Origin of the sequence: Klebsiella sp. CD33 (assembly GCF_051992865.1) — a bacterium.
Lineage (GTDB): Bacteria > Pseudomonadota > Gammaproteobacteria > Enterobacterales > Enterobacteriaceae > Klebsiella > Klebsiella pneumoniae.
In genome coordinates this window covers 4,926,619-4,947,279 of sequence record NZ_CP197023.1, presented here as the reverse complement: position 1 = coordinate 4,947,279, position 20,661 = coordinate 4,926,619, and the positions used below count along the sequence as shown (strand labels likewise).

The window sequence follows — 20,661 nt, the reverse complement described above, 5'->3', positions numbered from 1 at the left end:
GGAATTAATGGCGGAAGTGGCGCATGTCGGTGAAGATCATGGCGATGCCGTGTTCGTCAGCGGCGGCAATCACTTCGTCGTCACGGATAGAGCCGCCCGGCTGAATAACGCAGGTGATGCCTACCGCGGCTGCGGCATCGATGCCGTCGCGGAACGGGAAGAAAGCGTCAGAGGCCATGGCGGAACCTTTCACTTCCAGACCTTCATCACCGGCTTTAATTCCGGCGATTTTCGCCGAGTAGACGCGGCTCATCTGACCGGCGCCTATACCGATGGTCATATTATCTTTGGCATAAACGATGGCGTTGGATTTGACGAATTTCGCCACTTTCCAGCAGAACAGCGCATCGCGCAGTTCCTGCTCGGTTGGCTGACGTTTGCTGACCACGCGCAGTTCACCTGCGGTGACCATGCCGAGATCGCGGTCCTGAACCAGCAGACCACCGTTAACGCGTTTGAAATCGAGGCCGGCAACGCGAGTATCCCACTGGCCGCAGGTCAGTACGCGGACGTTCTGCTTCGCGGCGGTGATTTTCAGCGCTTCTTCGCTGGCGGACGGCGCGATGATCACTTCGACGAACTGGCGAGAGATGATCGCCTGCGCGGTTTCAGCATCCAGCTCGCGGTTAAAGGCAATGATGCCGCCGAACGCGGAGGTCGGGTCGGTTTTGTAAGCGCGATCGTAGGCGTCAAGAATCGAGTCGCTGACGGCAACGCCGCACGGGTTGGCATGCTTGACGATAACGCAGGCCGGCTCGTTGAACTCTTTCACGCACTCCAGCGCCGCATCGGTATCGGCAATGTTGTTATAGGAGAGCGCTTTGCCCTGCAGCTGAGTGGCGGTCGCCACGGAGGCCTCTTTTACATTCTCTTCTATATAGAAAGCCGCCTGCTGGTGGCTGTTTTCGCCGTAGCGCATATCCTGCTTCTTAATGAAGTTCAGATTCAGGGTACGCGGGAAGCGGCCAGCGGCTTCTTTGCTTTCGCCGTGATAGGCCGGAACCATGCTGCCGAAGTAGTTGGCGATCATGCTGTCGTAAGCGGCGGTGTGTTCGAAGGCTTTAATGGCGAGGTCGAAGCGGGTGGCCAGCGTGAGGGAACCTTCGTTGGCGTCCATCTCATTAATGATGGCGTCGTAGTCGCTGCTCTTAACCACGATGGCGACATCTTTATGGTTCTTCGCCGCAGAGCGCACCATAGTCGGGCCGCCGATATCGATGTTTTCCACCGCGTCTTCCAGCGAGCACCCTTCACGAGCGACGGTCTGGGCGAACGGGTAAAGGTTCACGACAACCATATCGATAGGCGCGATACCGTGTTGCTGCATGATACCGTCATCCTGACCGCGACGACCGAGGATGCCGCCGTGTACTTTCGGATGCAGGGTCTTCACGCGTCCATCCATCATTTCCGGGAAACCGGTGTAGTCAGAGACTTCGGTAACCGGCAGGCCTTTATCTGCCAGCAGGCGAGCGGTGCCGCCGGTGGACAGCAGCTCGACACCACGAGCGGAAAGCGCCTGCGCGAATTCGACGATACCGGCCTTGTCAGAAACACTGAGCAGAGCGCGGCGGACTGGACGACGTTGTTGCATGGTATTAAATCCCCAGGATTTGAACATTACAGAGAGCGTTAGGTGAGTTTTTGCCTAAAAACTCACCTAACGCACCCAACCGGGCATCCGTGTCATAGCGCGGCATTGTAACGAAAACGTTTGCGCAACGCTCGCGAATTTTTATGTTTCTCTCCAGGCCGGTGATTCTCCTTCTATATAGCTGGCGATCCACGGGGCTAGCGGTCATGTTTTTACGCTCTCCTGTGGATAATTCTGTGTGTAACGAGGTATAAAGCGGGGTTTTGCTGGGGAATGCAGCAGTCAGTCATTTTTCTGCCATTTTTCTATTGCGGACGCTCGAGAACTCCCTATAATGCGCCTCCATCGACACGGCGGATGTGAATCACTTCACACAAACAGCCGGTTCGGTTGCAGAGAAAAATCCTGAAAAACGGGTTGACTCTGAAAGAGGAAAGCGTAATATACGCCACCTCGCGACAGAGCGCTAAAGCGCGTCGCAACTGCTCTTTAACAATTTATCAGACAATCTGTGTGGGCACTCAAAGTGACATGGGTTCTTAACGTCCTCGGACGAAAAATGAATACCAAGTCTCAAGAGTGAACACGTAATTCATTACGAAGTTTAATTCTTTGAGCATCAAACTTAAATTGAAGAGTTTGATCATGGCTCAGATTGAACGCTGGCGGCAGGCCTAACACATGCAAGTCGAGCGGTAGCACAGAGAGCTTGCTCTCGGGTGACGAGCGGCGGACGGGTGAGTAATGTCTGGGAAACTGCCTGATGGAGGGGGATAACTACTGGAAACGGTAGCTAATACCGCATAACGTCGCAAGACCAAAGTGGGGGACCTTCGGGCCTCATGCCATCAGATGTGCCCAGATGGGATTAGCTAGTAGGTGGGGTAATGGCTCACCTAGGCGACGATCCCTAGCTGGTCTGAGAGGATGACCAGCCACACTGGAACTGAGACACGGTCCAGACTCCTACGGGAGGCAGCAGTGGGGAATATTGCACAATGGGCGCAAGCCTGATGCAGCCATGCCGCGTGTGTGAAGAAGGCCTTCGGGTTGTAAAGCACTTTCAGCGGGGAGGAAGGCGTTAAGGTTAATAACCTTGGCGATTGACGTTACCCGCAGAAGAAGCACCGGCTAACTCCGTGCCAGCAGCCGCGGTAATACGGAGGGTGCAAGCGTTAATCGGAATTACTGGGCGTAAAGCGCACGCAGGCGGTCTGTCAAGTCGGATGTGAAATCCCCGGGCTCAACCTGGGAACTGCATTCGAAACTGGCAGGCTAGAGTCTTGTAGAGGGGGGTGGAATTCCAGGTGTAGCGGTGAAATGCGTAGAGATCTGGAGGAATACCGGTGGCGAAGGCGGCCCCCTGGACAAAGACTGACGCTCAGGTGCGAAAGCGTGGGGAGCAAACAGGATTAGATACCCTGGTAGTCCACGCCGTAAACGATGTCGATTTGGAGGTTGTGCCCTTGAGGCGTGGCTTCCGGAGCTAACGCGTTAAATCGACCGCCTGGGGAGTACGGCCGCAAGGTTAAAACTCAAATGAATTGACGGGGGCCCGCACAAGCGGTGGAGCATGTGGTTTAATTCGATGCAACGCGAAGAACCTTACCTGGTCTTGACATCCACAGAACTTTCCAGAGATGGATTGGTGCCTTCGGGAACTGTGAGACAGGTGCTGCATGGCTGTCGTCAGCTCGTGTTGTGAAATGTTGGGTTAAGTCCCGCAACGAGCGCAACCCTTATCCTTTGTTGCCAGCGGTTAGGCCGGGAACTCAAAGGAGACTGCCAGTGATAAACTGGAGAAAGGTGGGGATGACGTCAAGTCATCATGGCCCTTACGACCAGGGCTACACACGTGCTACAATGGCATATACAAAGAGAAGCGACCTCGCGAGAGCAAGCGGACCTCATAAAGTATGTCGTAGTCCGGATTGGAGTCTGCAACTCGACTCCATGAAGTCGGAATCGCTAGTAATCGTAGATCAGAATGCTACGGTGAATACGTTCCCGGGCCTTGTACACACCGCCCGTCACACCATGGGAGTGGGTTGCAAAAGAAGTAGGTAGCTTAACCTTCGGGAGGGCGCTTACCACTTTGTGATTCATGACTGGGGTGAAGTCGTAACAAGGTAACCGTAGGGGAACCTGCGGTTGGATCACCTCCTTACCTTAAAGAACCTGCACTTTGTAGTGCTCACACAGATTGTCTGATGAACGTAAAGAAGCAAGGCGTCTTGCGATTGAGACTTCAGTGTCCCCTTCGTCTAGAGGCCCAGGACACCGCCCTTTCACGGCGGTAACAGGGGTTCGAATCCCCTAGGGGACGCCACTTGCTGGTTCGTGAGTGAAAGACGCGTGCCGAACTATCTCAAAACTCATCTTCGGGTGACGTTTGAGATATTTGCTCTTTAAAAATCTGGATCAAGCTGAAAATTGAAACGACACACAGTCAATGTGTGTTCGAGTCTCTCAAATTTTCGCGACACGATGATGTTTTACGAAACATCTTCGGGTTGTGAGGTTAAGCGACTAAGCGTACACGGTGGATGCCCTGGCAGTCAGAGGCGATGAAGGACGTGCTAATCTGCGAAAAGCGTCGGTAAGGTGATATGAACCGTTATAGCCGGCGATGTCCGAATGGGGAAACCCAGTGCAATTCGTTGCACTATCGTTAACTGAATACATAGGTTAACGAGGCGAACCGGGGGAACTGAAACATCTAAGTACCCCGAGGAAAAGAAATCAACCGAGATTCCCCCAGTAGCGGCGAGCGAACGGGGAGCAGCCCAGAGTCTGAATCAGCTTGTGTGTTAGTGGAACGGTCTGGAAAGTCCGACGGTACAGGGTGATAGTCCCGTACACCAAAATGCACAGGCTGTGAACTCGAAGAGTAGGGCGGGACACGTGGTATCCTGTCTGAATATGGGGGGACCATCCTCCAAGGCTAAATACTCCTGACTGACCGATAGTGAACCAGTACCGTGAGGGAAAGGCGAAAAGAACCCCGGCGAGGGGAGTGAAAAAGAACCTGAAACCGTGTACGTACAAGCAGTGGGAGCACCTTTATGGTGTGACTGCGTACCTTTTGTATAATGGGTCAGCGACTTATATTCTGTAGCAAGGTTAACCGTATAGGGGAGCCGCAGGGAAACCGAGTCTTAACTGGGCGTTAAGTTGCAGGGTATAGACCCGAAACCCGGTGATCTAGCCATGGGCAGGTTGAAGGTTGGGTAACACTAACTGGAGGACCGAACCGACTAATGTTGAAAAATTAGCGGATGACTTGTGGCTGGGGGTGAAAGGCCAATCAAACCGGGAGATAGCTGGTTCTCCCCGAAAGCTATTTAGGTAGCGCCTCGTGAACTCATCTTCGGGGGTAGAGCACTGTTTCGGCTAGGGGGTCATCCCGACTTACCAACCCGATGCAAACTACGAATACCGAAGAATGTTATCACGGGAGACACACGGCGGGTGCTAACGTCCGTCGTGAAGAGGGAAACAACCCAGACCGCCAGCTAAGGTCCCAAAGTCATGGTTAAGTGGGAAACGATGTGGGAAGGCACAGACAGCCAGGATGTTGGCTTAGAAGCAGCCATCATTTAAAGAAAGCGTAATAGCTCACTGGTCGAGTCGGCCTGCGCGGAAGATGTAACGGGGCTAAACCATGCACCGAAGCTGCGGCAGCGACACTATGTGTTGTTGGGTAGGGGAGCGTTCTGTAAGCCTGCGAAGGTGTGCTGTGAGGCATGCTGGAGGTATCAGAAGTGCGAATGCTGACATAAGTAACGATAAAGCGGGTGAAAAGCCCGCTCGCCGGAAGACCAAGGGTTCCTGTCCAACGTTAATCGGGGCAGGGTGAGTCGACCCCTAAGGCGAGGCCGAAAGGCGTAGTCGATGGGAAACAGGTTAATATTCCTGTACTTGGTGTTACTGCGAAGGGGGGACGGAGAAGGCTATGTTAGCCGGGCGACGGTTGTCCCGGTTTAAGCATGTAGGCTGATTGTCCAGGCAAATCCGGATAATCAAGGCTGAGGTGTGATGACGAGGCACTACGGTGCTGAAGTAACAAATGCCCTGCTTCCAGGAAAAGCCTCTAAGCATCAGGTAACATTAAATCGTACCCCAAACCGACACAGGTGGTCAGGTAGAGAATACCAAGGCGCTTGAGAGAACTCGGGTGAAGGAACTAGGCAAAATGGTGCCGTAACTTCGGGAGAAGGCACGCTGGTGTGTAGGTGAAGTCCCTGCGGATGGAGCTGAGACCAGTCGAAGATACCAGCTGGCTGCAACTGTTTATTAAAAACACAGCACTGTGCAAACACGAAAGTGGACGTATACGGTGTGACGCCTGCCCGGTGCCGGAAGGTTAATTGATGGGGTTATCCGTAAGGAGAAGCTCTTGATCGAAGCCCCGGTAAACGGCGGCCGTAACTATAACGGTCCTAAGGTAGCGAAATTCCTTGTCGGGTAAGTTCCGACCTGCACGAATGGCGTAATGATGGCCAGGCTGTCTCCACCCGAGACTCAGTGAAATTGAACTCGCTGTGAAGATGCAGTGTACCCGCGGCAAGACGGAAAGACCCCGTGAACCTTTACTATAGCTTGACACTGAACATTGAGCCTTGATGTGTAGGATAGGTGGGAGGCTTTGAAGCGTGGACGCCAGTCTGCGTGGAGCCAACCTTGAAATACCACCCTTTAATGTTTGATGTTCTAACGTTGGCCCCTTACCGGGGTTGCGGACAGTGTCTGGTGGGTAGTTTGACTGGGGCGGTCTCCTCCCAAAGCGTAACGGAGGAGCACGAAGGTTAGCTAATCCTGGTCGGACATCAGGAGGTTAGTGCAATGGCATAAGCTAGCTTGACTGCGAGCGTGACGGCGCGAGCAGGTGCGAAAGCAGGTCATAGTGATCCGGTGGTTCTGAATGGAAGGGCCATCGCTCAACGGATAAAAGGTACTCCGGGGATAACAGGCTGATACCGCCCAAGAGTTCATATCGACGGCGGTGTTTGGCACCTCGATGTCGGCTCATCACATCCTGGGGCTGAAGTAGGTCCCAAGGGTATGGCTGTTCGCCATTTAAAGTGGTACGCGAGCTGGGTTTAGAACGTCGTGAGACAGTTCGGTCCCTATCTGCCGTGGGCGCTGGAGAATTGAGGGGGGCTGCTCCTAGTACGAGAGGACCGGAGTGGACGCATCACTGGTGTTCGGGTTGTCATGCCAATGGCACTGCCCGGTAGCTAAATGCGGAAGAGATAAGTGCTGAAAGCATCTAAGCACGAAACTTGCCCCGAGATGAGTTCTCCCTGAGACTTTAAGTCTCCTGAAGGAACGTTAAAGACGATGACGTTGATAGGCCGGGTGTGTAAGCGCAGCGATGCGTTGAGCTAACCGGTACTAATGAACCGTGAGGCTTAACCTTACAACGCCGAAGATGTTTTGGCGGATTTGAGAGAATTTTCAGCTCTGATACAGATTAATCGATACGTTGGTGAGACGTGTTGATAAAACAGAATTTGCCTGGCGGCACTAGCGCGGTGGTCCCACCTGACCCCATGCCGAACTCAGAAGTGAAACGCCGTAGCGCCGATGGTAGTGTGGGGTCTCCCCATGTGAGAGTAGGGAACTGCCAGGCATCAAATAAAGCAGAAAGCCCGGTCGAAAGACCGGGCTTTTTGTTTTTGCGTTTAAAAAGAACCCCGTCCCGAAAGGTGCGGGTTTTTTTGCTGTGTGGGGTATATCTCCCCCGGTGGCGCTGCGCTTACCGGGGCTACAGATCCTCGGCCACCTGCTGGCCGAGGGGACATCAATGCCGCAAAGTTACCGACGTCAATCGTAGTCTGCTTCAGCCTGCTGCTCATACATCAAATTCAATAACGGATACGGTTGCCCCAGATCGTCCGTTTCAGAGCGCCCTGTCACCCTAAAACCCATCTTCTGATAAAACCCGACCGCTTGTTCATTCTGCTCATTTACATTGGTCGTCAGCTTCGGCGTTAACGACAGCGCATGCTCAATCAGCAACTTCCCCACGCCACAGCCGCGGACATCCGGATCGACGAACAGCGCATCCATATGATCTCCGGTCAGCAGCATAAAGGCGATCGGCTGGTCTTCCGTATTAACCGCCACCCACAGCGGAGCCTCCGGTAAAAATGCGCGTACCATCTCCTCCAGCTCCTTTCGATACGCTTTTGTCAGAAAATCATGCGTGGCGTCGACCGACCGACACCAGATCGCAGTCAGTTTATCCCCTTCATCAGGCCGGGAACGGCGGATGTTAATAACCATACTTTCTCCTTTTCTACATTCTTATATTCTAACTCAACAAGCGCCGTGAAATTTTCTCACCGTGAACATGCAGACTCGACATTCACCCGATTCCTGGTTATCTTCAGCTATCTGGATGTCTAAACGTTTATACGTATGCTATGAGGTAATACAGTTATGCCAATTCGGGTGCAGGACGAGCTGCCAGCCGTCAATTTCTTGCGCAATGAAAACGTCTTCGTAATGACGACAACACGTGCAACGACTCAGGAAATCCGCCCCCTGAAGGTGTTAATCCTCAACCTGATGCCGAAGAAAATCGAGACGGAAAATCAGTTCCTGCGTCTGCTATCAAACTCTCCGCTGCAGGTGGATATCCAGTTATTACGTATCGATGCGCGCGAGTCGCGTAATACCCCTGCGGAGCATCTGAATAACTTTTACTGTAATTTCGATGAGATCTGCGATCAGAACTTTGACGGCCTGATTGTTACCGGCGCTCCTTTAGGCCTGGTTGAGTTTAACGATGTTGCTTACTGGCCGCAGATCAAACAGGTGCTGGAGTGGGCCAAGGATCACGTCACTTCGACGCTGTTCGTCTGTTGGGCGGTTCAGGCCGCGCTGAACATTCTGTACGGCATTCCCAAGCAGACCCGCGCCGAAAAGATTTCCGGCGTCTATGAACACCATATTCTTCATCCGCACGCCTTACTGACCCGCGGTTTCGACGACTCTTTCCTGGCCCCGCACTCACGCTATGCTGATTTTCCGGCCGGACTTATTCGCGACTATACCGATCTCGAGATCCTCGCGGAGACGGAAGAGGGCGATGCGTATTTGTTCGCCAGCAAAGATAAGCGCATCGCCTTTGTCACCGGCCACCCGGAGTACGATGCCAATACCCTGGCAAGCGAATATTTCCGCGATGTGGAAGCCGGTTTGAACCCTGAGATACCTCATAACTATTTCCCACAAAACGACCCGCAGAACAAACCGCGCGCCACCTGGCGCAGCCACGGCAATCTGCTGTTCGCTAACTGGCTTAACTATTACGTCTACCAGATTACGCCATACGATCTGCGTCATATGAATCCGACGCTGGAATAATACTCTACGTGAGACGATCCTAAAGCGTTTCAGCATTTTGCCTCTGGCACCTTCGGGTGCCTTTTTTATTTCCGAAATTCACTTCATACGCGAGGATAACTTTAATTTCATTGTTATCAATGTGTTAATGATAAATTAAAATTAAAATGGAAATTGTTTTTGATTTTGGAAATTAATTGAGTAGTCTTAATTGTGCTGAGCGAAAACTGCACAACGATCTTTCGCTCGCTTCCAGCGGATCAACCAAGAGGAGCAGCACAATGACGCAGCAGGCGACAATCACCGATGAACTGGCCTTTAGTCAGCCCTATGGCGAGCAGGAGAAGCAGATCTTAACGCCTGAGGCGGTAGAATTTCTGACGGAACTGGTGAGCCGCTTTACGCCGGCGCGCAATAAGCTGCTGGCCGCTCGTTTGCAGCAACAGCAGGCTATTGACGACGGGCAGCTTCCGGATTTTATTTCGGAAACTGCTTCCATTAGAAATGGCGACTGGACTATTCGCGGTATCCCGGCTGATTTGCAGGATCGCCGCGTGGAAATCACCGGCCCCGTCGAGCGCAAGATGGTCATTAACGCGCTGAATGCCAACGTCAAAGTCTTTATGGCGGACTTTGAGGATTCGCTGGCGCCTGACTGGCGCAAAGTCATTGATGGTCAAATCAACCTGCGCGATGCCGTGAACGGAACCATCAGCTACACCAACGAGGCCGGCAAAATCTATCAGTTGCAGCCCAATCCCGCTGTGCTGGTATGCCGTGTGCGCGGCCTGCATCTGCCGGAAAAGCATGTGACCTGGCGTAATGAGGCCATCCCCGGCAGCCTGTTCGATTTTGCGCTCTATTTCTTTCATAACTACCAGGCGCTGCTGGCGAAAGGAAGTGGTCCCTACTTCTATCTGCCAAAAACACAGGCCTGGCAGGAGGCGGCATGGTGGAACGATGTCTTCAGTTTTACGGAAGATCGCTTTGACCTGCCGCGCGGCACCATCAAGGCCACGCTGCTGATTGAGACGCTGCCAGCGGTGTTCCAGATGGATGAGATCCTGCATGCGCTGCGCGACCATATTGTTGGCCTGAACTGCGGCCGCTGGGATTACATCTTCAGCTATATCAAGACGCTGAAAAACCATCCGGATCGCGTACTGCCGGACCGGCAGGTGGTGACGATGGATAAACCCTTCCTCAGCGCCTACTCACGCTTGTTGATTAAGACCTGCCACAAACGCGGCGCGTTTGCGATGGGCGGTATGGCGGCGTTTATCCCGAGCAAAGATACCGAACGTAACCGCCAGGTGCTGAGTAAAGTCACCGCCGATAAAGAGCTGGAGGCCAACAACGGTCACGATGGGACCTGGATCGCCCACCCGGGCCTGGCGGATACCGCCATGGCGGTGTTTGACCGCGTGTTGGGCGATAAGCCGAATCAGCTCTCGGTCACCCGGAGCGAGGATGCGCCAATTACCGCTGAACAACTGCTGGCTCCCTGCGAGGGCGAACGCACGGAAGCCGGAATGCGCGCCAACATTCGCGTGGCGGTGCAGTACATCGAAGCGTGGATCTCCGGCAACGGCTGCGTACCGATTTATGGCCTGATGGAAGACGCCGCAACGGCCGAGATCTCGCGCACCTCTATCTGGCAGTGGATCCATCATCAGAAAACCCTGAACGACGGTACCCCGGTCACTAAGGCGCTGTTCCGCCAGTGGCTGGCGGAAGAGCTGATGGTGATTCAGGAGGAGCTGGGAGAGCACCGCTTCAGCCACGGCCGCTTTGACGATGCGGCGCGACTGATGGAGCAGATCACCACCTCCGACGAGCTAATTGATTTTCTGACATTGCCGGGCTACCGCCTGCTGGCCTAATCGCCAGATGGTGTGGTTCGCCATTTAGTCCTTCACCTATGAGCCTGGGGAGCCAGGAAATTATATGGAGCATCTGCACATGAAAACCCGTACCCAACAAATCGAAGAATTAAACAAAGAATGGACGAACCCGCGCTGGGAAGGCATTACCCGTCCCTACAGCGCGGAAGAGGTGGTGAAGTTACGCGGCTCGGTGAATCCGGAATGCACGCTGGCGCAGCTTGGCGCTGCGAAACTGTGGCGTCTGCTGCACGGGGAGGCGAAAAAAGGGTACGTCAACAGTCTCGGCGCGCTGACCGGCGGCCAGGCCTTGCAGCAGGCGAAGGCGGGTATCGAAGCCATTTATCTCTCCGGCTGGCAGGTGGCGGCGGATGCTAACCTGGCGTCCAGCATGTATCCGGATCAATCGCTGTATCCGGCCAACTCGGTACCGGCGGTGGTGGATCGGATCAACAACACCTTCCGCCGCGCCGATCAGATCCAGTGGTCAGCGGGAATTGAACCGAACGATCCGCGCTTTATCGACTACTTCCTGCCGATCGTGGCGGATGCGGAGGCCGGTTTTGGCGGCGTCCTGAACGCCTTTGAGCTGATGAAATCGATGATTGAAGCCGGTGCAGCGGCTGTTCACTTCGAAGATCAGCTGGCATCGGTGAAGAAGTGCGGCCATATGGGCGGTAAAGTGCTGGTTCCGACTCAGGAAGCGATTCAGAAGCTGGTGGCGGCGCGTCTGGCGGCCGACGTGATGGGGGTCCCGACGCTGGTCATCGCCCGTACCGATGCCGACGCCGCGGATTTAATTACCTCAGACTGCGATCCGTACGATCGTGAGTTTATTACCGGGGATCGCACCAGCGAAGGGTTCTTCCGCACCCACGCCGGGATCGAGCAGGCGATCAGCCGCGGGCTGGCCTACGCGCCGTATGCGGATCTGGTGTGGTGTGAAACGTCGAAACCGGATCTCGAGCAGGCGCGCCGCTTTGCCGAGGCTATCCATGCGCGTTTCCCGGGCAAACTGCTGGCCTATAACTGCTCGCCGTCGTTTAACTGGAAGAAAAATCTTGATGATAAAACCATCGCCAGCTTCCAGCAGCAGCTGTCGGACATGGGATACAAATACCAGTTTATTACCCTCGCGGGGATCCACAGCATGTGGTTCAACATGTTCGACCTCGCCCATGCCTACGCTCAGGGTGAGGGGATGCGCCACTATGTTGAGAAAGTGCAGCAGCCGGAATTCGCCGCCGGGCCGGAAGGCTACACCTTCGTCTCGCATCAGCAGGAGGTGGGCACCGGCTACTTCGACAAGGTCACCACCATTATCCAGGGTGGCACCTCGTCGGTAACGGCGCTGACCGGCTCGACCGAAGAAGAGCAGTTTTAAGCCATGCCCGGTGGCGCGACGCTGACCGGGCCTGCAAGAGGACGCAGGCCGGATAAGCGAGCGCGCCTTCCGGCATGACGTGGCGCCGGATGGGGGAAAGCGATGACGCGTGGTCTTGAATTACTGATTGCCCAAACGATATTGCAGGGATTTGACGCGCAGTATGGGCGTTTTCTTGAAGTCACTTCCGGCGCGCAGCAGCGCTTTGAACAGGCTGACTGGCACGCCGTGCAGCAGGCGATGAAGCAGCGGATCCATCTCTACGATCACCACGTGGGTCTGGTAGTAGAGCAGCTGCGCTGCATCACCGAAGGGAAAAGCACCGACGTCGATTTTCTTCTGCGGGTGAAACAGCAGTACACCCAACTTTTACCGGATTACCCTCGCTTTGAAATTGCTGAGAGCTTTTTCAATTCGGTCTACTGCCGCCTGTTTGACCACCGCTCGCTGACCCCCGAGCGGCTCTTTATTTTCAGCTCGCAGCCCGAGCGACCCTTTCGTACCCTCCCGCGACCGCTGGCGAAAGATTTCTTTCCGGAACGCGGTTGGTCGCACCTGCTGGGTAAAGCACTGTCCGATCTGCCGCTGCGGCTACCGTGGCAAAACAAAGCGCGGGATATCGGCTATATCATTGCCAGTCTGCAGGAGGCGCTGGGGGAGGAACTGCTCGCCACCTGTCATCTGCAGGTCGCCAATGAGCTGTTCTACCGCAATAAAGCCGCCTGGCTGGTGGGCAAACTGGTCATGCCGATGGCGACGCTGCCTTTTTTGCTGCCGATCCATCGCAGCGAAGAGGGTGAGCTGTTTGTTGACACCTGCCTCACAACCCATGCCGAAGCGAGTATCGTTTTTGGCTTCGCGCGTTCCTATTTTATGATTTATGCGCCGTTGCCCGGCGCCCTGGTGGAATGGCTGCGCGAGATCTTGCCGGGTAAAACGACGGCCGAGCTGTACATGGCGATTGGCTGTCAGAAGCACGCCAAAACCGAAAGCTATCGCGAATATCTACACTACATTACTCGCTGCGATGAGCAGTTTATTGAAGCGCCGGGTATTCGCGGGATGGTGATGCTGGTGTTTACCCTGCCGGGCTTTGACCGGGTGTTTAAGGTGATCAAGGACCGCTTCGCGCCGCAGAAAGAGATGACCGCCGCCCATGTGCGGGCTTGCTATCAGCTGGTAAAGGAGCATGACCGCGTCGGGCGGATGGCGGACACCCAGGAGTTTGAAAATTTCGTGCTGGATAAACGGCAAATCGCGCCGGCGCTGCTGGCGCTGCTGCAGGCGGAAGCGGGGAACAAACTCACCGATCTCGGCGACCGCATCGTCATCAGCCATCTCTATATTGAACGGCGAATGGTGCCGCTCAACCTGTGGCTGGAGCAGGTTAACGGCCAGGCATTGCGTGATGCGGTAGAAGAGTATGGCAATGCTATCCGCCAGCTGGCCGCCGCCAACATCTTTCCCGGCGATATGTTATTTAAAAACTTCGGCGTCACCCGCCATGGCCGGGTGGTGTTCTACGACTATGATGAAATCTGCTATATGACGGAAGTGAATTTTCGCGAGATCCCGCCGCCGCGCTATCCGGAGGATGAGCTGGCCAGCGAGCCGTGGTACAGCGTTTCGCCTGGCGATGTGTTTCCGGAGGAGTTCCGCCACTGGCTGTGCGCCGACCCGCGCATTGGGCCACTGTTTGAAGAGATGCATGCCGACCTGCTGCGCGCCGACTACTGGCGCGCACTGCAGATGCGGATTAAAAACGGCCATGTGGAAGATGTCTACGCCTACCGGCGCAAGCAGCGTTTTAGCGTGCGCTATGGCGCCGACAGTAGACCGGATAAGGCGTTTACGCCGCCATCCGGCAAGGTGCGCCGATCTGCCTGATGGCGCTACGCTTATCAGGCCTACTTAAAATGCCCCTCTGGGGCATTTTTTTATTTAACCCCGCCATACGCCAGCGTCACTTCCTTCGCCGCCTTGATCACCAGCGCGCCCAGCTCAGTCACCCGATCATCGGTCATACGCGAGATGGGGCCTGAGATGGAGATTGCCGCGAACGGTTCGCGATGTTCATCGTAAATGCAGGCGGCGACGCAGCGCAGGCCGAGCGCGTGCTCCTCATCATCGAAAGAGTAGCCCCGCTTGCGGGTCTGGGCTAAATCTTCCTTCAGATGCAGCGGGGAGACCAGCGTGGCATGCGTATAGGCATGCAGCCCTTTACGGTGCAGCAGACTGGTGACCTGCTCTTCGCTCAGCTGCGCGAGAAACGCCTTCCCGGCGCCGGAAGCGTGCATCGGCAGTTTACCGCCGATTGGCGCCGACATCCGCATCAGCTGGGTGCACTGCACCTGATCGATAATGATCGCCTGGTGGTCGCTCTGGTCGAGCACCGCCAGATTCACCGTTTCACCGGAATCTTCCATCAGCTGGCGCAGGATCGGGTGGACAATGGCCAGCAGATTGCGGCTTTGTAGAAAGCTGCTGCCGACCACGAAAGCATGCGCCCCGACGGCCCAGTGACCCAGCTCGCCAACCTGGCGGACGAAGCCCAGCTGTTGCATGGTGGTTAGCAGACGGTGAGTCGTGGAGTTGGGCAGACCCGCCTGCTGCGCCAGTTCGGTCAGCGCGACGCTGCTGTGGGACTCGGCAATCCATTCGAGTAATTTCAGGCCGCGGGTCAGCGACTGAACCTGACCGCCAGCCTGCTGGGCAGTGGCAGCCGCGGGTTTTCTGCCGCGTTTCGCGGGAATGGGGGTAGTGGCCATCGCGAACTCCTTTTTCTGTATCGTGGAAATAATTTTCGTTTTATTTGGCAATAATGCAATCACAACCGGACTCATCGGAGGAGTGAAGCTGAACATGTCTCATATTGCCCGTTGTTGTCTTTTCCGCTCCGGTGGTTTATGCCAGTATGGTTTGTTGGCTATTTGGCCTGAGTCGAGCGTTGTCGGGAGCAAGTGTGAGCAGCAAAGTTGAGCAACTGCATCAGCAGTTAAAAGAACGTATTCTGGTTCTGGATGGGGGCATGGGCACCATGATCCAGGGCTATCGTCTGAGTGAGCAGGACTTTCGCGGTGAGCGCTTTGCTGACTGGCCGTGCGACCTGAAAGGCAACAACGACCTGCTGGTGCTCAGCAAACCCGAAGTGATCCGCGAGATCCACGACGCCTATTTCGAGGCCGGCGCGGATATCATTGAGACCAACACCTTTAACTCGACGACCATCGCGATGGCGGATTACCAGATGGAATCCCTGTCGGCCGAGATCAACTTTGCCGCGGCGAAGCTGGCCCGCGCCAGCGCCGACGCCTGGACGGCCCGCACGCCGGAAAAACCGCGCTATGTCGCGGGCGTGCTTGGCCCGACCAACCGCACCGCCTCTATCTCGCCTGATGTGAACGATCCGGCGTTCCGTAATATTACCTTTGACCAGCTGGTGGCCGCCTATCGCGAATCCACCCGTGCGCTGGTGGAAGGCGGCGTGGATCTGATCCTGATTGAAACGGTGTTTGATACTCTGAACGCTAAAGCGGCCATCTATGCGGTGAAAGAGGAGCTGGAGGCGTTAGGCGTTGACCTGCCGCTGATGATCTCCGGGACCATTACCGATGCCTCTGGCCGCACGCTTTCCGGACAGACCACCGAAGCCTTTTATAACTCGCTGCGTCACGCCGAAGCCTTATCGTTTGGTCTGAACTGCGCCCTCGGGCCGGACGAGCTGCGGCAGTACGTCCAGGAGCTGTCGCGCATTGCCGAATGCTACGTCACCGCGCACCCGAACGCCGGCCTGCCCAACGCCTTCGGCGAATACGATCTGGACGCCGACACCATGGCGACGCAAATTCGCGAATGGGCGGAAGCCGGTTTCCTCAATATCGTTGGCGGCTGCTGCGGTACCACCCCGGAGCATATCGCCGCCATGAGCCGGGCGGTAGCGGGCCTGCCGCCGCGTCAGTTGCCGGAAATTGCGGTGGCCTGCCGCCTCGCCGGCCTGGAGCCGTTGAATATCGGCGACGATAGCCTGTTCGTTAACGTCGGTGAACGAACTAACGTCACCGGCTCGGCGAAATTTAAGCGGCTGATTAAAGAAGAGAAGTACAGCGAAGCGCTGGACGTTGCGCGTCAGCAGGTGGAAAGCGGCGCGCAGATTATCGATATCAACATGGACGAGGGGATGCTCGACGCGGAAGCGGCGATGGTGCGTTTCCTTAACCTGATTGCCGGCGAGCCGGACATTGCCCGCGTGCCGATCATGATTGACTCCTCCAAGTGGGAAGTCATTGAAAAGGGCCTGAAATGTATTCAGGGCAAAGGCATCGTTAACTCGATTTCGATGAAAGAGGGCGTCGAATCCTTTATCCACCATGCGAAACTGGTTCGCCGCTACGGCGCCGCGGTGGTGGTGATGGCTTTCGACGAGGTTGGTCAGGCCGACACTCGCGAACGTAAAATAGAGATTTGCCGTCGCGCCTACAAAATCCTCACCGAAGAGGTCGGCTTCCCGCCGGAAGATATTATCTTCGACCCCAATATCTTTGCCGTCGCCACCGGTATCGAAGAGCATAACAACTACGCACAGGACTTTATCGGCGCCTGCGAAGACATCAAACGCGAGCTGCCGCATGCGTTAATCTCCGGCGGGGTCTCCAACGTCTCCTTCTCCTTCCGCGGTAATGACCCGGTACGTGAGGCGATCCACGCCGTATTCCTCTACTACGCGATCCGCAACGGCATGGACATGGGGATCGTCAACGCCGGTCAGCTGGCCATCTATGATGACCTCCCGGGCGAGCTGCGCGACGCGGTCGAAGACGTGATCCTCAACCGCCGCGATGACAGTACCGAACGGTTACTTGAGCTGGCGGAAAAATATCGCGGCAGCAAAGCGGACGACGGCGCGAATGCCCAGCAGGCGGAGTGGCGCACCTGGGAAGTGAAAAAACGCCTCGAATATTCGCTGGTTAAGGGCATTACCGAATTTATCGAACAGGACACCGAAGAAGCGCGTCAGCAGGCCGCCCGCCCGATTGAGGTCATTGAAGGGCCGCTGATGGACGGCATGAACGTGGTCGGCGATCTGTTCGGCGAAGGCAAAATGTTCCTGCCGCAGGTGGTGAAATCCGCCCGTGTAATGAAACAGGCGGTGGCCTACCTTGAGCCGTTTATTGAAGCCAGTAAAGAGCAGGGCTCCAGTAACGGCAAAATGGTGATTGCCACGGTAAAAGGCGACGTTCATGACATTGGCAAAAACATCGTCGGCGTGGTGCTGCAGTGCAATAACTACGAAATCATCGATCTTGGCGTGATGGTCCCGGCGGATAAAATTCTCAAAACGGCCAAAGAGGTAAACGCGGATCTAATTGGTCTTTCCGGGCTGATTACCCCATCGCTGGACGAGATGGTTAATGTGGCGAAAGAGATGGAGCGCCAGGGCTTTACCATCCCGCTGCTGATAGGCGGCGCGACCACCTCGAAAGCGCATACGGCGGTGAAAATCGAGCAGAACTACAGCGGCCCGACCGTTTACGTACAGAACGCCTCGCGCACCGTCGGCGTGGTGTCTGCGCTGCTCTCGGACACGCAGCGCGACGAGTTTGTCGCCCGCACGCGCAAAGAGTATGAAACGGTGCGTATCCAGCATGGGCGTAAAAAACCGCGTACGCCGCCGGTGACCCTTGCCGCCGCGCGGGAAAACGATCTGGCCTTTGACTGGGAGAGCTACACGCCGCCGGTGGCTCATCGTCTGGGAGTACAGACGGTGGAAGCCAGTATCGAGACTCTGCGCAACTACATCGACTGGACGCCGTTCTTCATGACCTGGTCGCTGGCGGGTAAATATCCGCGCATTCTGGAAGATGAAGTGGTAGGGGAAGAGGCGCAGCGCCTGTTCAAAGATGCTAACGAGCTGCTGGATAAGCTGAGCGCAGAGAAAACCCTGAACCCGCGCGGCGTGGTGGGTCTGTTCCCGGCCAACCGCGTGGGCGACGATATTGAAATCTATCGCGATGAAACCCGCACCCACGTGCTGACGGTGAGCCATCATCTGCGCCAGCAGACGGAGAAGGTCGGCTTCGCCAACTACTGCCTCGCCGATTTTGTCGCGCCGAAGCTGAGCGGCAAGGCGGACTACATCGGCGCCTTCGCCGTGACCGGCGGCCTGGAAGAGGACGCGCTGGCGGACGCCTATGAAGCGCAGCATGATGACTATAACAAGATCATGATCAAGGCCATCGCCGATCGCCTGGCGGAGGCCTTTGCCGAGTATCTGCATGAGAAAGTGCGCAAGGTTTACTGGGGATATGCGGCTAATGAGAACCTCAGCAATGAGGAGCTTATTCGCGAGAACTACCAGGGGATCCGACCGGCGCCGGGATATCCGGCCTGTCCGGAGCACACCGAAAAGGGGACCATCTGGCAGCTACTGGACGTCGAAGCCCATACCGGCATGAAGCTCACCGAATCGTTCGCCATGTGGCCGGGCGCATCGGTTTCCGGCTGGTACTTCAGCCATCCGGATAGCAAGTACTTCGCCGTGGCGCAGATCCAGCGCGATCAGGTCGAAGATTACGCGCTGCGCAAAGGAATGACGCCGGCGGAGGTCGAGCGCTGGTTAGCGCCTAATCTGGGCTATGATGCGGACTAGTCGTCATCTTTCCTTACAACAAACAAGGCGCTCTGTGAGCGCCTTGTCTCTTTATTGAGGTTAACCCCTTATACTGAGATAGGTTCCTGAACTTCGGAAAACCTATAACGATAAGGAGAAGCTGATTCCGTGTTAACTCTGCTACACCTGTTGTCCGCGGTTGCTCTGCTGGTGTGGGGCACGCATATCGTGCGTACCGGGGTGATGCGCGTCTATGGCGCTCGCCTGCGTACCGTTCTCAGTAGCAGCGTAGAGAAAAAGCCGCTCGCCTTCTGCGCGGGTCTTGGCGTGACTGCGCTGGTGCAAAGCAGTAACGCCACCACCATGCTGGTGACCTCATTTGTCGCCCAGGATTTAGTGGGTCTGATGCCAGCGCTGGTGATGGTGCTGGGGGCCGACGTCGGGACGGCGCTGATGGCGAGGGTGTTGACCTTCGACCTGTCGTGGCTGTCGCCGTTGTTGATATTTATCGGGGTGATTTTCTTCCTCGGCCGCAAGCAGACCCGCGCTGGGCAGCTTGGACGGGTGGGGATTGGTCTGGGGCTGATCCTGTTGGCCCTCGAGCTGATTGTCCAGGCCGTACACCCCATAACCCAGGCGAACGGCGTGCAGGTGATTTTCGCCTCGCTGACCGGGGATATCATGCTGGATGCTTTGATTGGCGCCGTATTTGCAATCATTAGCTACTCCAGCCTGGCGGCGGTGCTGTTAACGGCGACGCTGACCGCGGCGGGAGCGATCTCTTTCCCGGTGGCGCTGTGTCTGGTGATTGGCGCCAACCTGGGATCGGGGCTGCTGGCGATGCTTAACAACAGCGCGGCGAACGCGGCGGCGCGCCGGGTGGCGCTGGGCAGCCTGCTGTTTAAGCTGGTGGGGAGCCTGATTATTCTGCCGTTCGTCCATCCGCTGGCCGCGGCGATGCACAAGCTGCCGTTGGCCGAGTCCGAGCTGGTTATCTACTTCCACGTCTTTTACAACCTGCTGCGCTGCATCGCGATGGTGCCCTTTGCCGGACCGATGGCGAAGCTGTGCCAGCGTCTGATCCGCGATGAGCCCGAGCTGGATAACCATCTAAAACCCAAGCATCTCGACCCGTCGGCGCTGGACACCCCGGCGCTGGCGCTGGCCAATGCCGCGCGTGAGACGCTGCGCATTGGTGACGCGATGGAGCAGATGCTGGAGAGCCTGCACAAGGTGATGCATGGCGAACCGCGTCAGGAGAAAGAGCTGCGCCGTATGGCGGATGATATCAACGTACTTTACACCGCTATTAAGCTCTATCTGGCGCGAATGCCAAAGGATGAGCTGGCGGAAGAGGAATCCCGGCGCTGGGCGGAAATTATTGAGATGTCGTTAAACCTCGAACAGGCGTCCGATATCGTCGAGCGAATGGGCAGCGAGATCGCCGATAAATCGCTGGCTGCGCGGCGCGCCTTCTCGGTAGAAGGGTTAAAGGAGCTGGACGCCCTGTACGATCTGCTGCTCAGCAACCTGCAGCTGGCGATGTCGGTCTTCTTCTCCAGCGATGTGCCCAGCGCCCGCCGCCTGCGGCGCAGCAAACACCGGTTCCGCATTCTTAACCGCCGCTACTCGCATGCGCACGTTGACCGTCTGCATCAGCAGAACGTGCAGAGCATCGAAACCAGTACGTTGCACCTGGCGCTGCTGGGGGATATGAAGCGTCTGAACAGCCTGTTCTGCTCGGTGGCTTACAGCGTGATGGAGCAGCCGGATGAAGACGACGAACGGGATGACTACTAAGACGGGTTATTTTCCCCGTTTATGTCGCTTCTTTTGT

Annotated in this window: 9 protein-coding genes, 1 tRNA gene and 3 rRNA genes; 10 read left to right on the top strand and 3 right to left on the bottom strand. The window is 56.0% G+C overall.

The window, feature by feature from the left end; genetic code table 11:
• Nucleotides 1-4: 4 nt before the first annotated feature.
• On the bottom strand, nucleotides 5-1,594 hold the full coding sequence (gene purH / locus ACR809_RS24185) for a bifunctional phosphoribosylaminoimidazolecarboxamide formyltransferase/IMP cyclohydrolase (RefSeq protein WP_002884359.1): 1,590 nt from the start codon (nucleotides 1,592-1,594) through the stop codon (nucleotides 5-7).
• A 627-nt stretch (nucleotides 1,595-2,221) separates the two neighbouring features.
• On the opposite strand from purH, the gene ACR809_RS24180 reads away from it, so the two are divergent.
• The 4 genes from ACR809_RS24180 (at nucleotide 2,222) to rrf (ending at nucleotide 7,229) form a co-directional block, all read left to right on the top strand.
• A 16S ribosomal RNA gene (locus ACR809_RS24180) occupies nucleotides 2,222-3,761 on the top strand.
• 86 nt (nucleotides 3,762-3,847) lie between these two features.
• Nucleotides 3,848-3,923: transfer RNA gene (locus ACR809_RS24175), tRNA-Glu, on the top strand.
• Between the two features lie 190 nt (nucleotides 3,924-4,113).
• A 23S ribosomal RNA gene (locus tag ACR809_RS24170) occupies nucleotides 4,114-7,016 on the top strand.
• A gap of 97 nt (nucleotides 7,017-7,113) precedes the next feature.
• A 5S ribosomal RNA gene (gene rrf, locus ACR809_RS24165) occupies nucleotides 7,114-7,229 on the top strand.
• The 16S, 23S and 5S rRNA genes sit together here with 1 tRNA gene alongside, the layout of an rRNA operon.
• A gap of 194 nt (nucleotides 7,230-7,423) precedes the next feature.
• On the opposite strand, the gene ACR809_RS24160 is transcribed toward rrf, so the two are convergent.
• On the bottom strand, nucleotides 7,424-7,885 hold the full coding sequence (locus tag ACR809_RS24160) for an acetyltransferase (RefSeq protein WP_004178258.1): 462 nt from the start codon (nucleotides 7,883-7,885) through the stop codon (nucleotides 7,424-7,426).
• A gap of 156 nt (nucleotides 7,886-8,041) precedes the next feature.
• On the opposite strand from ACR809_RS24160, the gene metA reads away from it, so the two are divergent.
• From metA to aceK, 4 genes are all read left to right on the top strand, one after another.
• On the top strand, nucleotides 8,042-8,971 hold the full coding sequence (gene metA / locus ACR809_RS24155) for a homoserine O-acetyltransferase MetA (RefSeq protein WP_004146576.1): 930 nt from the start codon (nucleotides 8,042-8,044) through the stop codon (nucleotides 8,969-8,971).
• Nucleotides 8,972-9,231: 260 nt separating this feature from the next.
• The gene (aceB, locus tag ACR809_RS24150; RefSeq protein WP_002884559.1) at nucleotides 9,232-10,833 is read left to right on the top strand and encodes a malate synthase A; all 1,602 of its coding nucleotides are present in this window, start codon (nucleotides 9,232-9,234) and stop codon (nucleotides 10,831-10,833) included.
• 79 nt (nucleotides 10,834-10,912) lie between these two features.
• Nucleotides 10,913-12,217 (top strand): isocitrate lyase, encoded by a 1,305-nt coding sequence (gene aceA / locus ACR809_RS24145; protein WP_002884570.1) that lies wholly within the window; start codon nucleotides 10,913-10,915, stop codon nucleotides 12,215-12,217.
• Nucleotides 12,218-12,319: 102 nt separating this feature from the next.
• Nucleotides 12,320-14,104: a bifunctional isocitrate dehydrogenase kinase/phosphatase gene (gene aceK / locus ACR809_RS24140; RefSeq protein ID WP_122051616.1), complete on the top strand. Its 1,785-nt coding sequence runs from the start codon at nucleotides 12,320-12,322 to the stop codon at nucleotides 14,102-14,104.
• Nucleotides 14,105-14,154: 50 nt separating this feature from the next.
• Here aceK and iclR read toward each other — a convergent pair whose 3' ends face one another.
• Nucleotides 14,155-14,985 (bottom strand): glyoxylate bypass operon transcriptional repressor IclR, encoded by an 831-nt coding sequence (gene iclR, locus ACR809_RS24135; RefSeq protein WP_002884578.1) that lies wholly within the window; start codon nucleotides 14,983-14,985, stop codon nucleotides 14,155-14,157.
• Nucleotides 14,986-15,179: 194 nt separating this feature from the next.
• Between iclR and metH the strand changes: the two genes are divergently transcribed.
• A complete protein-coding gene (gene metH / locus ACR809_RS24130; protein ID WP_004151753.1) occupies nucleotides 15,180-18,863 on the top strand; it encodes a methionine synthase in 3,684 nt (1,227 codons plus the stop codon).
• Nucleotides 18,864-18,992: 129 nt separating this feature from the next.
• Nucleotides 18,993-20,624, top strand: coding sequence for a Na/Pi cotransporter family protein (locus ACR809_RS24125; protein WP_004177864.1), 1,632 nt, complete (start codon nucleotides 18,993-18,995; stop codon nucleotides 20,622-20,624).
• Nucleotides 20,625-20,661: the final 37 nt, after the last annotated feature.